The organism is Streptomyces olivochromogenes (assembly GCF_021538895.1).
Classification (GTDB): domain Bacteria; phylum Actinomycetota; class Actinomycetes; order Streptomycetales; family Streptomycetaceae; genus Streptomyces; species Streptomyces olivochromogenes_A.
On sequence record NZ_JADDRL010000003.1, the window covers coordinates 151,332 to 165,738 of the forward strand.

Sequence of the window (14,407 nt, forward strand, 5' to 3'; positions counted from 1 at the left end):
CAAGGTGCCGGGTCCCGGCGGGCGGGGGAAAGCCCGCCCGCCGGGACCGGCGATCCGTAGGTCGGCTCAGCGGCTCGCGAACTTGGCGGCCAGCTGCGGGGTGGACACGAGGGAAACGCCCGTGAAGCGGGTCAGCACCCGTCCGTCGGGGGCGCAGGCCGTCACGGTGAGCGTCGCGCTCGTGCCGTTCGCCGACACCGGCTCCACCACCACGACGAAGGGCTCGCCGTCCGGCAGCGCCTCGTACAGGTCGGCCTGTGCCACCGACATCGGCAGGCTCGCCGTGTCCCGGCTCAACCGCATCCACACCAGCGCGGCCTGCAACAGCAGGTCGGCGGTGTCGGGCGCGTACCGTTCGGTGCCGAACGCGCCGCCCGCGGGCCGGTGTTCGGCCAGCGCGCACTCCAGCACCAGCCGCGCCTCACCGGACTCCAGCACCCGGCGCAGCCCGCGCAGCGACTCGCCGTGGAAGAGCGTGCCGTCGCCGTAGAAGGCCTGGGCGTCGGTGCCGCCGCCGAGCGCGGGCAGCCCGGACAGCCGTCCGGCTTCGGGTGCGGTGCCGCCCAGGACGACCCGGGCCGCGTAGTGCGGTCGTACGGCCCCGTCGGCGCTCACCGACCGGATCGACACGTCGGCCTCGGCCTCGTCGGGCGTCGGGTCCACGGAGAGCCGGAACCGGCCCGTGCCCGGGCCGCCGTCGAAGACGACGCCCTTGTGCACCGCGAAGTCCCGGATCGTGGAGACGACATGGCCCGTGAGACGCTCGACGGCGCCCGCCGCCCAGCCCAGCGCCGCCACGGCCGGCAGCACCGGGGCGTCGCCGATCACGTGGTCGGCGACCAGCGGTTCGGTCACCAGCGCGGACAGGTCGCGTTCCAGGACGACCGGCGCGGTGGGCACGGCGTGCTCGCGCACCGACAGCGGGGTGGTCGGCCCGAGGACGGTGACCACGTCACCGGCCCGCTCGGGCGCGAACTGCTCGGTGAACAGCCGGGTTCCGGTCTCCATCGGGATCAGGGCGATGCCCCGCTCCTCGAACACCGCCTTGATCTGCGGCGACACCATGCCGCTGTCCCAGGCGCCCCAGTTCAGCGAGGAGACGTGCGCCTCGGGGTGGCGGCCCTTGAAAGCGGTGGCCCAGGCGTTGAGGACCTCGTTGGCCATGGCGTAGTCCGACTGGCCACGGTTGCCGAAGAAGCCCGCGACCGACGAGAACAGCACGACGTGGCGCAGCCGTTCGGCCGGCACGGCGGCGACGACCGAGCGGAGCCCGCCGAGCTTGACGGAGAAGACGCGCTCGATCTCGGCCGCCTTCTTCGCGGAGATCAGCTGGTCCGCCAGGACACCGGCGCCGTGCACCAGGCCGGTGATCCGCTCGCGGTACGGCGCCAGGGCGGCGGCGGTCGCGGCGGCGTCGGTGATGTCGACGGCGAGGTACTCGGCCTCGCTGCCGGCGGCCCGTATCTCGGCCAGGGTCCGCCGGACCTCGCGCTCGCCGACGACCGCCTGGTAGAGCTGCTCGACCCGCTTGGGCGTCGGCTTCTCGCCCGCCCGCTTGAGTTCGGCGACGGCCGCCGCCTTGAGCTCGCCCGCGTCGTTCAGCCCGTGCGCCCACCGCGGCTCCTCGCCGAGCGCGGTACGGCCCAGGAGCAGCAGGCCGGGCCGGTGCGCCGCGGCCAGGGCCACCGCGCAGCGGGCGGTGATCCCGCGCCCGCCGCCGGTGACGACCAGGAGGTCGTCCGGCGTGAGCGGGGTGCCGGCCGTCGCGGGGGCGTCCAGGGCGAGAGTCGGGGTGACCCGCCGGGTGCCGTCACGGCCCACCTGGACCGGGCCGGCGGCCGCGTCGTACACCTCCTCCAGGACCAGGTCGGCCGCCTTGTCGGCGCCGAGCGCGGGGGCCAGGTCGACCGCGCGGCAGAACAACTCGGGGGCCTCCACCGCCAGCGTCTTGACCAGCCCGCCGACACCGCCGGCGGGCGCCGCGTCCTCGCGCAGCTCGTGGAGCCCGAAGGATCCGTCGAGCCGGGTGACCGTGACGTAGGCGGCCCGGTGACCGGTGGCCGCGGCGGCGGTCAGCGGGGCGACCAGGTGCCGGGCGATGAGCAGCGTGTGCGCGAGCCTGCGCACACCCTCGGCCCACGGCAGGTCGTCCGCGGCGGCGAAGACGACGGCCAGGTGCGGCGGTTCGTCACCCAACTCCTCGATTCGGGAGGCGAGTTCGGTGGCGCCCCAGCCGGTCAGCGGCAGGTCGGTCGCGCCCTCGACGCGCTGCGGCACGCCCGGCAGGCGCAGCACCCGCACCCGCCAGCCTTCCGTGCCCAGCCGGGCGGCCACGGCCTCGACGACCTCACTGCCGTCGTCCACGACGAGCGCGCTCGCACCCTGCGGCGAGCCCCCGAGGAGCCGGTCCGGCAGCGGCAGATCCAGCAGCGCGGCGTGGCCCCGGCCGATCGCCGCGGGGGCGGTGGGCGGGGACGCGACGGGCGAGGACGCTTCTTGCACGACCGCTTCGGATGTCTCGGAGGCCCCGGTCATCCCGGTGACGAACCCGACGATGTCACCCAACGTCCGCAGCTCCGCCAGCTGTTCGGGGCCGACGGGGGTGGGGCTGGGGAACTGTTCCTGGAGGAGGCCCATGATTTCGACGCGTTTGATGGAGTCGATGCCGAGGTCGGCCTCGACGTCCATGGTGAGGTCGAGCATCTCGGCCGGGTAGCCGGTCTTCTCCGACACGACGCCGAGGAGGGCGGCCGTGACGGCCTCGGTGCTGATGCCGATGACCGGGGCGGAGGCGACGGCCGGTGCGGGGTCCGGCGTGCCGCCGAGGCTGAGCACGAAGCCGACGATCTCGTTCAGGGTGCGCAGTTCGGCGAGTTGCTCGGGGCCGACGGGGGTGGGGCTGGGGAACTGTTCCTGGAGGAGGCCCATGATTTCGACGCGCTTGATGGAGTCGATGCCCAAGTCCGCCTCCACGTCCATGCCGAGGTCGAGCATTTCCGCCGGGTAGCCGGTCTTCTGGGAGACCACGTCGAGCAGGGCCGCCGACACGTCGTCCGCCGAGACCGAGGATGTCGGCCGCGCGGCGGAGGTGGGAGCGGGAGTGGCCGGGGTCTCGGAGTGCACCGCCGGGGCAGCGGTGGGCGGGGCAATCGGGGTGGCGGTGACCGTGGCCTCGGGGAGCGCCATCGGTGCGGCGGCGGTCGGACCCTGGGCGAGCGCCGCCGGTGCGACGGTCGCGCCCGGCTGGACGGCCGGGGTCACGGGAGTCGCGACGGGCAGCTCGGCGACCGGAGCGGCGGAGTCCGCCGGTGCGCCCGCGCCGAGCTCCAACGACGCCAGGTCCCGCAGGATCTCGTTGGCCCGCAGATGCGTGCGCCCGATGGCCAGCCCGTGCTCCTTGACGGAGGCCACGCCCTGGATCACGGAGTCGACCCGGCCCTGCTCGTCGGCCCGCTCCAGGAGCCCCATCATGCGCTGGGCGCTGCTGAGCTGGCCCTTCAGATAGTCGTCGTGCAGGGCCAGGTGGTCGGCGATCAGCGAGGACAGCCGATCCTCGGCCTGCGCGGGGTCGGGGACGGGGGCGGGGTGATGTTCTGCCACGGGCTCGCTCTCCAGGACGTCTTCGGGGAGGGACAGGGCCGCCGGCACCGGCTGCGCGGCCCGCGGCCGCTCGGCCACGGCCGTCCCGGTGGCCGGCACCGGCAGGGGGGCCTTCGCGGCCCGTGGTACCGGCGGCGTGGCCTCGGCCGGCCGGTCCGTGTGGACGGGTCGCGCGGCCGGGTCCGACGGGGAGTCGCCCGGACGCTCGACCCGGTAGCCGTTCTCCAGGGCTTCGCGATACGCGGCCCTGCGGGCGTCGGGCACATGGTTGATGCCGTTGAGTGGCACGGTCATGCCCTTGACGGGCTCGACGGCCGGCGGCTCGGCGGCATAGCCGTCGTCCGCCGCCAACGGAAGGCCCAGAACCGCGAGTTGGGCCACCGCGCGCTTGAGGGCGACGTCGGCGTCACCGCCGCTGCCCGGGTCCAGCTGCACCGCGTAGTGCTCGCGCTCGCCGAGGATGCGGTCGACCAGCCGGGTCAGCACGCCCTTCGGGCCGAACTCCACGAACGTACGGAAGCCCGCCGCGTACATCTCCTCGACCCGGTCGGCGAACTCGACGGGCTTGACGAGCTGTTCCACCAGGGTGCGCCGGTTGGCGTCGGCGTCCGAACCGTAGGCGGCTCCGGGCGAGTTGGCGAACACCGGACGGCGCGGCGCGCCGATCCCGGCCTCGGCGACCCGGCGTCCGAACTCCTCCACCGCGTGGGCCACGAAGGGGGTGTGGAAGGCCGCGGACACCGGCAGGCGCAGGGCCCGCACGCCGGCCGCGCCCGCCGCCTCCACGAACCGCTCCACGGCCTCGGTGGCACCGCCGACCACGATCTGGTCGGGGGCGTTGCGGTTGCAGACGATCAACTCGGGGTGCTCGCAGAGCAGTTGGCTCGCCTGCTCCGCGGGCGCGGTGACGGCGGCCATGGCACCGGCGTCGAAGCCGGGCTCGGATCCGGCGCCCCGCGGCGGCGCCATCGCCGCCCCGCGGGCCCGCGCCAGGGCGAAGTACGTGTCGTCGTCGACGGCGCCCGCGGCCCACAGCGCGGCCAGCTCGCCGAAGCTGTGCCCGAGGAACCCGTCGGCGTCGAAGCCGAGCCCGGTCAGATAGCGGTAGTGGCCGGCCGCCAGCGCGCCGATGGCGGGCTGGGCGTACTCGGTGCGGCGCAGCTCGCTCTCCTGGGCCGCGCGGGTCACCTCGTCGAAGGCCGGCGGCGGGAACGCCACCCGGGACAGCGGCCGTGCGTGCTCCCCGAACGCGGCGTTGGCCCGGTCGAAGGCCGCCCGCAGCGGCGGCAGCGCGAGCACCGCGGCGCGGCCGGGCTCGACGTACTGGCTGCCCTGTCCGGCGAAGAGGGCGCCCACCTTGCCCGTGGCGGCGGCCGAGCGGCCGAAGTAGAGGCCCTTGGGGTGCGACCAGGCCTCGGCCGCGGGCCGTGCGCGCAGCTGGGCGGCCGCGAGGGCGCGCAGCTCGGCGAGTTCCGCCTCGGTGCGGGCGACCAGGGCGAGCCGCGGGTGGTCGGCGGGAGCCCGGTCGGACGCGGGCTCCGCACCGCCCTCCACTGCCCGGACCAGCTCATCCATGTCAGGCGCATGCCATAGATGAACGCGGCTCACGGGGAACATCACCCGCAGGTCGTCCCCGTCCCCGTGCTCCTCCAGCACCAGGTGGAAGTTGGTGCCGCCGAAGCCGAACGACGAGACGGCCGCCCGGCGCCGAGGACGGCGCGGGTCGCGGATCCAGGGCCGGGTGTGCGTGCCGACGTAGAACGGACTGGTGGGCCAGTCGATCGCGGGGTTCGGCCGCTCCACGTTGATCGTCGGCGGCAGCAGCCTGTGGTGCAGGGCGAGCGACAGTTTGATCATCCCGGCCGCGCCGGCGGCCGCCTTGGTGTGGCCGATCTGCGACTTCACACTGCCGACGGCGGCGAACTGCCGGTCCTCGGTGAACTCCGAGACCACCGCCGAGAGCGCGGAGAGCTCGGTCGCCTCGCCGACCGCGGTACCCGTGCCGTGCGCCTCGAACAGCTCGATCGAGTCCGGGGTGACGTCCGCGTCCTCGTAGGCCCGGCGCAGGGCTGCCATCTGCCCCTCCTTGCGCGGGGCGTAGATGGACTTGAAGCGGCCGTCGCTCGACGAACCGATGCCCCGCAGGACGGCGTAGATCCGGTTGCCGTCCCGCTCGGCGTCGGCGAGCCGGCGCAGCGCCAGCATGCCGATGCCCTCACCGATGAGGGTGCCGTCCGCGTTCTCGTCGAAGGGGCGGATGCGGCCGGACTTGGAGAAGGCGGGCGTCTTGCTGAAGCACAGGTACATGAAGATGGTGTTCTCGGCGTCGCAGCCGCCCACCAGCATCGTGTCCGAGCGGCGCTCCAGCAGGTCGCTGACGGCGGCCTTCACCGCGCCGAGCGAGCTGGCGCAGGCGGCGTCGATCGTCATGTTGGTGCCGCCGAGGTCGAGGCGGTTGGCGATGCGGCCGGCCACGACGTTGCCCAGCATGCCGGGGAAGGAGTTCTCCTCCCAGGGTGCGAAGGCCAGCTTGAACTTCTCGGCGATCTCGTCGGCGTCCCGGTCGGACAGTCCGCAGCTGCGGACGACCTCCTTGAGGACCGGCGTCTGCAGACGGGCGGAGAGCGGCTGGGTGAGCTGGTTCGCGCCGGTGACGCCGAGCACGACGCCGGTGCGCGAGGCGTCGTACCAGCCCTGGTCGGCGCCCGCGTCCTTGAGCAGGTCGCGGGCCACGACGAGGCTCAACAGCTGGAGTACGTCGGTGACTTCGAGGGTGTTGGGCGGGAGCCCGAACTCCAGCGGGTTGAACGGGACGGTGGGGATGAAGCCACCGCGCTTGGAGTACGTCTTGTCGGGTGCGGCGGGGTCGGAGTCGTAGTGCTGCGAGACGTCCCAGTGGGTCGCGGGGACGTCCTCGACGCAGTCCGCGGCCGAGACGACGTTCGTCCAGAACTCGCGCAGGTCGCGGGACTTGGGATACAGAGCGGACAGTCCGACGATCGCGACCGGATCCTTGGCCAGTCGGCGATCGAGGTCGGCGGGGTTCGAAGCGTTCACGGCGAGGCTCTCTTGTCGGACGGGGACGGTCAGACGGCGTGCAGCAACGGTGCGATCACGTCGAGCGAGTCGGGCCGGCTGAGCATCGTGTAGTGGTCGCCCGGACAGACCTGCACGGTCAGTCCGTGCGGGGCGAGCGGCTGCCAGCCGAGCGTGGGATCGCCCGGGACGAGACTGCGCTCGGCCTTCACCAGCACCAGGGGGAGTGCGGCGGGGGAGGGGTGGTGCGGGGCCGTCAGGCGGTTGTTGCGCAACAGCCCGTCGACATAGGTCTCGTAGAGCTTGCGCAGGCCCGGCAGCGGGGTCTCCGGGAGCAGGGCCCGGGCGGCGACCGCCGCGTCGAGCACCGCGGCGAGGCCCTCGTCGGTGCCGCACCCGGCGAGCGCGCCCGGGTCGGGTACGACGGAGCGGCCCCGCTTCGCGCCCAGGTACATGGCGAACCAGCCGAGCAGCAGCTCGGGTTCGAGCGCGTCGTCGGGCTGCTTGTACTCCTCGGTGGGCGCGATGCTGTCCAGGAGCACCAGGCGCTCCGGCCGGCGCTCGGCGGGCATCGCCCCCGTCATGGCGAGCGCCAGGACACCGCCGAAGGACCAGCCCGCCAGGGTGTACGCGGTGGGCATCGGCTCCAGGTGGCCCAACAGCTCCTGGGCCAGGGCCTCCACGGTCGTCGCGGCCCGCCCGCCGGTCAGCGCCGCCTCCGCGTAGGCGGGGACGGCACCCAGGTCGAGCACGGTCAGCCCGTCGCCCTCCGGCAGGGCGTCCGCCAGGCCCCGGTACACCTGTGCCGCGAGCGCGCCGGGGTGGACGACGTACACCGTCCGGTGGCCGGGGGCGGCGGCGCGGAACGCCCGGGCGACCGGCGGCGGCACGTCACGCGGCCGCACGCTGCGCGCTTTCCTCGGCTATGTAGGCCGCCAGCTCCTTGACCGTCGGGTGGTACCAGAGGGTCGTCGTGCTGAGCTCGAAACCGAGCCAGTTCTCCATCTCCCCGGCGAGGATGAGCGCCTCGGTCGAGTCCAGGTCCAGTTCGTCGAAGTACACCTCGCGCGAGACCTCGCCGGTCGCCACGCCCAGACGGTGGGCGATCTTCTCGATCAGCCAGTCCTCGGCCTCACGAGCGGTCACTACGGCCATGGTCGGTCGTCCTTCCCTGAGAACGCGGGAATGCCCCGGGATTTGAGAGGCACGCCATTTCCTGCGAATACCGCGGGTAACAAGAACAGCAACTCATCAGTAAGTTGTCGTCGCCCTGAACGGAGCCCAATGGGGCATCAATGGTTCAGACATTTAGTTCGCTGGTTCGCCGAAGACTTCGGAGTGGCCGCCCGAAGCACGCAGGCCACAGTCTTGCCACGTTCCCGAATCCCGAACAACCGCTCTTCCGGAGAGTGGAAAGAAATCCGGGTTGACGGACGTGGACCTGCGCACGGCCAATGTGTCCGGCGGGTGAAGGGTCGAGGAGCGGCGCCGGATTACTACAGGTGGCGTGCCTGCGCCTCGCGCCGGAAGGCGCCGGGGGTCGAATTCACCCGTCGCGTGAAGAACTTGCCGAAGTTGGTCACTTCGGAGAATCCGAGCTGCCGGGCGATGGCGCTCAGGGGCAGGTCCGTGTGGACCAGGAGGCGGCGCGCCTCCAGGGCGACCCGGGCGTCGATCACGTCCTTGGTCGAGGTGCCCGCGACGGCGCGGCAGGCCCGGGCCAGGGCGCGTGTGCTGCAGTTGAGGGCGGCGGCGTAGTCCTCCACCAGCCGGGTGGAGCGGTACGAACGGTCCAGTTCGTCACGGAACTTCAGGAAGAGCTCGCCGTGGTCGCCGCCGAAGGTGTCGGTTTCTGTGTCCTTGTGGCGGAGCCGGCACGTCTGGTCGATGTGGAGCAGGACGACGGCCAGCAGATGCTTCAGGAGCTCCTGGCCCCGGCCCCGGTCCGGCCGCTCGAACTCCTCCTGAAGAAGCCTCAGGACCCCGCGCAGCGCCGTGTGTTCGTTGTCCGTCAGCTGCCAGTGGGAGGGGCGCAGCACATCGTCGAGCATCCCCGTTCGGGCACCCATCCGCAGCGGGAAGTTCTCCGTGAACATCACGACGTCGGCGTCCATGCCGGACGGCGCGAAGCACTGGACCACCTGGTTCGGCCGGGTCCACAGCAACGTGCCCGGACGGCACGGGAATCGGGTGGAGTCGATCGAGTAGCTCCCGGCCCCCTCCGTGACCAGAACGATCTGGTGGAAGTCCAGCCGGTGCGGGGCGGAGCGGAAGTCCGCGGAGACCGTGCCGCGCAGCTCGCCCAGGGTCGTCGTCGCCAGGCCGAGGCGCGGTCGGCAGGCGGGGGAGTAGGGGATGACGGGGATCCGTAACGATGCGAAATCGACCATGAACGTTCCGGGATCGACCTTTCAATGGCCACTTGAGGGTTCAATGATAGAGGCGGTCGCCCGGTGCCAGGTCACTTCTGGTGCACACAAAAGTCAACACGCACCCATGCCGTGCTTCACGCGCTCATGCCGTGAAGGTGAAGGGAATCTGAACGGGATGACCGCTCCCCGCTCCGCCGCTCCGGAACGCTCAGTCGTCGATCGGACGCTCAGCATCCTCGGCGCCTTCGACAAGGACAATCGCACTCTCACACTCAGCGATATCAGCCGCCGCTCGGGGCTGCCCGTCGCCACGGTCCACCGCATTGTGAACAAACTCCACGGCTGGGGTGCTTTGGAGCGGTGTGCCGACGGCGGATACAGCATCGGACTGCGTCTGTGGGAGACGGCCGTACTGGCGCCGCGCTCCTCCGCCCTGGCCGCCGCCGCGCAGCCGCACCTGGTCGCGCTGCACGGGCAGACCTCGCTCGCCACGACCCTCGCGATCCGCGACGGCGGCGAGAGCATCTGCCTGTCGTTCGTCTCCAACGACGCGGACGCCGTGGCCTGTTACGGCGGTCCGGGCCGCCGGCTGCCGCTGCACGCCACGGCCGTGGGGCTGGTGCTGCTCGCCCACGCCGGTGACCTCGTCCAGAAGGAGGTGTGCAGCGGCCCGCTGCGCCCGTACACGCGCCACACGATCACCAGCGGCACGCTCCTGAAACGCTGCCTGGCCAAGGTCGGCCGGGAGGGCCACGCGGTCGTCCACGGTGCGCTCAGCGAGGGCCGGGGCGGCTTCGCGGTCCCCGTGCGCGACGGGCGTGGCGTCGTGGTCGCCGCCGTGGGGGTGGTCGGGGCGGTCGACGTCATCCGGCCGGCGCGGCTGGCACCCCAGGTCCGAGCCGTGGCCGACGCCGTCTCCCGGTGCCTGAGGGCGGACCGTCCGCGGGTCGCGGAGGTCGGCGCCTGACAGGGCGGGGCGAGTCCCAAGACCGGCGCCCGAGTGGGGCGGGCGCCGGTCGTGCGTGGGGGGACGTGCGCGGGGCAAGGCCTTGGGCTTCGCCCGGGGGCGAGCGCGGCGGTGTAAACGCTCTCATGCTTCCCCGTGCGACCGCGCTGCACACGGTGAGCAAAAGGTATGGCGAAATGGTTCACGTGGCCGCCCCGCACCGCCGGTCTCAGCAGTCCCGGAACTCCGGTGACTGGTTGAGGATCTGGGCGCGCGTCGAGGTGAACCGGGTGTGCGTCGCGCCCCCGCGCGCCTCGGGGTGGAAGGCCGCGACCCGGTGGCAGTTCTGGAACGCGAGCGCGACACCGAAATGGCGTTCCAGGCTGCCCCGGATCGCGTCACTGGACAACGCGCGCAGCAACTGCCCGCGTTCCCGCTCCGAGGGCGGCGGGGTCTGGTTGTCGGCGAACTCGGCCTGGCCGTCGCGCAGTTCGGCGGCGAGACGGGCGATGAGGTCGTAGGCGTACGGCAGGGACGTGCGGACCGTGGTCACGAAGTCCTTCTCCCGCACCGGGCCGTTCTCGGCTTCGGCGAGCAACTGCGGGGAGACGTCGAGCGACATGAAGGAGTGTCCTGTCTGTTGTTCGGGTGGATACGCGGGGGAGAGCCGCGAGCGGTGATCAGGCGAGGGCGGCGAACGCCTGCGGCCCGGGCCGGAATTCGGGATCGACCTGGGTGGCGAGGTCCAGCCCCGTGGCCGCGTCGGCCCAGGCGGCGGCGTTGCGCAGATGGAACTCGACGGTGTGCCGATGGAAGGCGGCCCAGTCCTTGGGCCGCGCGTCGACGGCCGTGCGCAGCCGCTCCAGGGTGCGCGCGTTGTGCGGCTCCAGCTCACCGTGGTCCCGGCCCTGCTCCTGGGCGCGCACGAAGGGCGACAGCACGCAGTGGGCGAGCAGGTCGCCCCCGACGTGGGCGCGCAGGAAGTCCAGGTCGTCCTCGCCGGTGACCTTGTTGCCGACCACGGCGACCGGGACGCCGAACTCGGCCGCGTGGTCGCGGTACTGCCGGTACACCGACAGGCTCTTGAGGGTCGGCTCGACGACCAGGAAGGTCATGTCGAAGCGGGTGAACAGACCGGAGGCGAAGGCGTCGGCGCCGGCCGTCATGTCGACCACGACGTACTCGCCGGGGCCGTCCACCAGATGGTTCAGGTACAACTCGACCGCGCCGAGCTTGGAGTGGTAACAAGCCACCCCGAGATCGCTCTCGTCGAACGCGCCCGTGACCATCAGCGGCACCCCGCCGACCACCCGGACGTGCCGGGAGTGGAGTTCGTCGTCCCCCAGGAGGCGCAGCAGCCGCGAGCCACGGCCCGGCGGGGTCGTCTTGACCATGGCGTCGCGGGACGGGATGCGCGGGTTCGTACCCCGCAGATAGTCCTTGATCTCCCCGGTCCGCGTGCTGAGTGGCGGGCCCGCGAACGGTTCCTCCTCGCCGAGCCCGAGGGCGTGCGCCAGGTGCTGGTTGATGTCGCCGTCGACGGCGACGACCGGCGCGCCGGAGCGCGCCAGATGACGGGAGAAGAGGGCCGACAGGGTCGTCTTGCCGCTGCCGCCCTTGCCGACGAATGCCACACGCATGACTAACCCCCCTTGTTGAAAATGGATGTCATGATCACATGCTGGTGAGGGTCCGGCGCCGTGTCAAATCGGCGGGTGCCCCCGGCGGGTCGCGCCGCCACGGCGAACTCCGTGGTCCCACGCGGCGAACTCCGTGGTCCCGTGGGTGTGGTCCGGGCCCGGCCGGGTACGCGAGCAGGGCCGCGCCGCCCGCCACGGGTCCGGAGCGGTCCGTACCACCGCCGCTACCAGGGGATACGCCATGGAGACACCCGCCTACGACTACTTCCCGACGCCTGCCGAGCAGGCGCTCGACGCGCTGGCCGTGAACGCCGAGGACCCGGCCGCCCTGGACACGCTCGCGAGCAGCGACGTGCTCATCCCGGTGCCCGACGACGCGTCGGACGCGGACGCCGCAGACCCCTCCGCGGTCGCCCTGCCCGTGATGGACCGGCCCGGAGGCCAATCGGTCGTACCCGTGTTCACCTCGGAGGGGGCGATGGCCGACCTGCTGCCGTTCGTCTCCCGCTACCGACTGGTCCCGCTGGGCGCCCTCGCCTCGCAGTGGCCCGACGACGACCTCGCGCTCGCCATCGACGGCAGCTCCGCCCACGCGCTGACCCTCACCTCGGAAGGCGTTCGCACGCTCCTGGCCCGCCCGACGGGCTGAACGGGGCCCGGCAGCCGCACCCGGGCGGCCCGACCCGGCGGTACGCCCGCCGGGTCCGGTTCAGAATGGCCGCATGGAATGGATCTCCGGCGTGGCCGGGGCACTGTTGCTCGCAGTGGTCCTCAGCAGCATCCTGCGCACGCTCGTGGTGCCCCGCGGCCTGTACTCCGGGCTGGTGTTCCGCCTGTGGCGGACGCTGCGCCGACTGCTGCGCCTCACCTGCCCCCGCGGCGGCTACGAGAACATCGACCGCGCGCAGACCTGGCTCGCCCCGCTGATGCTGATCGGCATGCTGGCCAGCTGGCTCGGCGGCGCCCTCCTCGCCTTCGGCCTGCTCCTGTACGCGGTGTCCCCGCTGTCCTGGTCCAACGCCTTCCGCGAGGCCGGCTCCAGCATGTTCACCCTCGGCTTCGCCAGCGGCAACCGGCTCGAGCTGTCCGTCCTCGACTTCGTCGCGGCGGCCACCGGCCCGGTCGTCATCGCCCTGCAGATCGCCTACCTGCCCACGCTCTACGCCGCCTACAACCGCCGCGAACTGGAGGTCACCCTCCTGCAGTCCCGGGCCGGCGAACCCTCCTGGGGCCCCGAGATCCTGGCCCGGCAGTGGCTCGTCGACACCGAGACCGCTCTGCCCGAGCTGTACCGCTCCTGGGAACGGCTCGCCTCGGACATGGGCGAGAGCCACTCCACGTACCCGATCCTGCTGACCTTCCGCTCCCCGCGCGCGCACCGCAGCTGGCTGGTCGGACTGATCGCGGTCATGGACGCGGCGGCCATGCAGCTGGCGCTCGCGCCGCGCAGCGCCCCGCCGGAGGCCCGGCTGGTGCTGCGCGCGGGGTTCAGCGCGCTGCGCGACATCGCCCGCGCCCTGCGCATCCCCTTCGACGCCGACCCTCGGCCGGACGCCGCCCTGCAGCTGACCCTGGTCGAGTTCGACGCGGCGGTGGCGATGCTGGAGGCGGCGGGCTTCAGATCCGAACGCACCGTCGAGGAGGCGTGGCCGCAGTTCCGCGGCTGGCGGATCAACTACGAGACGATCGCCTACGAACTGTGCCGCCGCTGCGACGCCGTACCCGCCCTGTGGACCGGTCCGCGCGACTTCGCCGCGAGTCCCGTCCCGCCCCGGCGCCCGGCGGACCGCCGTCCCGGCGAAGGTCGGCCGGAACTGCCCCCTGCCAAGGGGTAGTGCACCCGGCTCCGGAGGGAAGATCCCAGCGGAGGACGCTAAGGACAGGGATGGCGAGAGGGGCGGATGATCGTGAGGGTCGTCCTGCTGGGCACGGCCGCCGGCGGCGGATTCCCGCAGTGGAACTGCGCCTGCGTGCTGTGCGTGGCCGCCCGGGACGGCAAACTGCCCTCCCGCACCCAGGAATGCGTGGCGCTCAGCGGCAACGGACGCGACTGGTGGCTGCTCAACGCCTCGCCCGACATCCGTACCCAGCTCAACGCGGCCCTGGTCCTGTGGCCCGGGCCCGGACCGCGCGACACCCCGCTGCGGGGCGTCCTGCTCACCGACGCCGAGGCCGACCACGTCACCGGCCTGACCGTGCTGCGCGGGGCGGCCGGCCTGAAGGTGTACGCGGCCCCGCCGGTCCGCGCCGCGCTCGCCCCCGCACGCGTCGCGCTCGACCGCTACGCCCCCTGGGAATGGGCCGACAGCCTGGCCGCCGGCGGATTCGTGCTGGCCGGCGGGCTGGTGGTCACCGCCCACCCGGTGGGCACCAAGGTGCCGAAGTACGTACCGGTCACCGGGGCGCCGGAGCCGGACGACCGCTGGGTGACGGCCTACCGTGTCGAGGACCTGTCCACCGGAGGGGTCCTGGTGTACGCGCCCTGCGTGTCCGCCTGGTCGCCGGTGCTGGACGAGTTGTGCGCGTCGGCCGACTGCGTGCTGCTGGACGGCACGTTCTTCAGCGCCGACGAGATGGGCACGGCCGTGCGACCGGGCGCCGGGCAGGCGGAGATGGGGCACCTTCCGGTCATCGGACCGAACGGCAGCCTCGCCGCGCTGCAACGCCACCCCGGCGCGCGCCGGATCTACACCCACCTCAACAACACGAACCCGCTGCTCGACCCGGCATCGGCGGCCCGCGCGCAGGTGGCCGAAAAGGGCGTGCAAGTCCTGCCGGACGGGGTCGAGTTCAAGGTCTGATCGGCTGGGCTG

10 protein-coding genes are annotated in these 14,407 nt (G+C 72.7%); 4 read left to right on the plus strand and 6 right to left on the minus strand.

The features are described 5' to 3' along the window. Window positions 1–66 precede the first annotated feature (66 nt). From IPZ69_RS02525 to IPZ69_RS02540, 4 genes are all read right to left on the minus strand, one after another. Entirely contained in the window at window positions 67–6,657 is a 6,591-nt protein-coding gene (locus IPZ69_RS02525; protein WP_235451966.1) for a type I polyketide synthase, read from the minus strand. A 29-nt stretch (window positions 6,658–6,686) separates the two neighbouring features. Then, entirely contained in the window at window positions 6,687–7,541 is an 855-nt protein-coding gene (locus IPZ69_RS02530) for a thioesterase domain-containing protein (protein WP_235451967.1), read from the minus strand. Beyond that, window positions 7,528–7,791, minus strand: a complete 264-nt coding sequence (locus IPZ69_RS02535) for an acyl carrier protein (RefSeq protein WP_235451968.1) — start codon at window positions 7,789–7,791, stop codon at window positions 7,528–7,530. The genes IPZ69_RS02530 and IPZ69_RS02535 overlap by 14 nt, the downstream gene beginning before the upstream one ends. A gap of 341 nt (window positions 7,792–8,132) precedes the next feature. Then, window positions 8,133–9,026 carry an AraC family transcriptional regulator gene (locus IPZ69_RS02540; RefSeq protein WP_235451969.1) on the minus strand — a complete coding sequence of 298 codons (894 nt, stop codon included), beginning with the start codon at window positions 9,024–9,026 and terminating at the stop codon, window positions 8,133–8,135. A gap of 157 nt (window positions 9,027–9,183) precedes the next feature. On the opposite strand from IPZ69_RS02540, the gene IPZ69_RS02545 reads away from it, so the two are divergent. Next, window positions 9,184–9,975 carry an IclR family transcriptional regulator gene (locus tag IPZ69_RS02545; RefSeq protein ID WP_235451970.1) on the plus strand — a complete coding sequence of 264 codons (792 nt, stop codon included), beginning with the start codon at window positions 9,184–9,186 and terminating at the stop codon, window positions 9,973–9,975. Window positions 9,976–10,183: 208 nt separating this feature from the next. Here IPZ69_RS02545 and IPZ69_RS02550 read toward each other — a convergent pair whose 3' ends face one another. Next, the gene (locus IPZ69_RS02550; RefSeq protein WP_235451971.1) at window positions 10,184–10,576 is read right to left on the minus strand and encodes an SCO5389 family protein; all 393 of its coding nucleotides are present in this window, start codon (window positions 10,574–10,576) and stop codon (window positions 10,184–10,186) included. A gap of 58 nt (window positions 10,577–10,634) precedes the next feature. Then, complete coding sequence (locus tag IPZ69_RS02555) at window positions 10,635–11,594, minus strand: ATP-binding protein (protein ID WP_235451972.1); 960 nt, start codon at window positions 11,592–11,594, stop codon at window positions 10,635–10,637. Between the two features lie 241 nt (window positions 11,595–11,835). Here IPZ69_RS02555 and IPZ69_RS02560 point away from each other — a divergent pair, with 241 nt between their 5' ends. The 3 genes from IPZ69_RS02560 (at window position 11,836) to pqqB (ending at window position 14,395) form a co-directional block, all read left to right on the plus strand. After that, window positions 11,836–12,243, plus strand: a complete 408-nt coding sequence (locus IPZ69_RS02560) for an SseB family protein (protein WP_235451973.1) — start codon at window positions 11,836–11,838, stop codon at window positions 12,241–12,243. Window positions 12,244–12,316: 73 nt separating this feature from the next. After that, window positions 12,317–13,429 (plus strand): hypothetical protein, encoded by a 1,113-nt coding sequence (locus IPZ69_RS02565; RefSeq protein ID WP_235451974.1) that lies wholly within the window; start codon window positions 12,317–12,319, stop codon window positions 13,427–13,429. Between the two features lie 66 nt (window positions 13,430–13,495). Then, on the plus strand, window positions 13,496–14,395 hold the full coding sequence (pqqB, locus tag IPZ69_RS02570; RefSeq protein ID WP_235451975.1) for a pyrroloquinoline quinone biosynthesis protein PqqB: 900 nt from the start codon (window positions 13,496–13,498) through the stop codon (window positions 14,393–14,395). Window positions 14,396–14,407: the final 12 nt, after the last annotated feature.

Bases quoted from the DNA above. Each gene is read 5' to 3' on its own strand.
- IPZ69_RS02565 (WP_235451974.1), top strand. From the start codon at position 12,317: ATGGAATGGATCTCCGGCGTGGCCGGGGCACTGTTGCTCGCAGTGGTC.
- pqqB (WP_235451975.1), top strand. From the start codon at position 13,496: ATGATCGTGAGGGTCGTCCTGCTGGGCACGGCCGCCGGCGGCGGATTC.
- IPZ69_RS02555 (WP_235451972.1), bottom strand. From the start codon at position 11,594: ATGCGTGTGGCATTCGTCGGCAAGGGCGGCAGCGGCAAGACGACCCTG.
- IPZ69_RS02540 (WP_235451969.1), bottom strand. From the start codon at position 9,026: ATGGTCGATTTCGCATCGTTACGGATCCCCGTCATCCCCTACTCCCCC.
- IPZ69_RS02535 (WP_235451968.1), bottom strand. From the start codon at position 7,791: ATGGCCGTAGTGACCGCTCGTGAGGCCGAGGACTGGCTGATCGAGAAG.
- IPZ69_RS02560 (WP_235451973.1), top strand. From the start codon at position 11,836: ATGGAGACACCCGCCTACGACTACTTCCCGACGCCTGCCGAGCAGGCG.
- IPZ69_RS02550 (WP_235451971.1), bottom strand. From the start codon at position 10,576: ATGTCGCTCGACGTCTCCCCGCAGTTGCTCGCCGAAGCCGAGAACGGC.
- IPZ69_RS02545 (WP_235451970.1), top strand. From the start codon at position 9,184: ATGACCGCTCCCCGCTCCGCCGCTCCGGAACGCTCAGTCGTCGATCGG.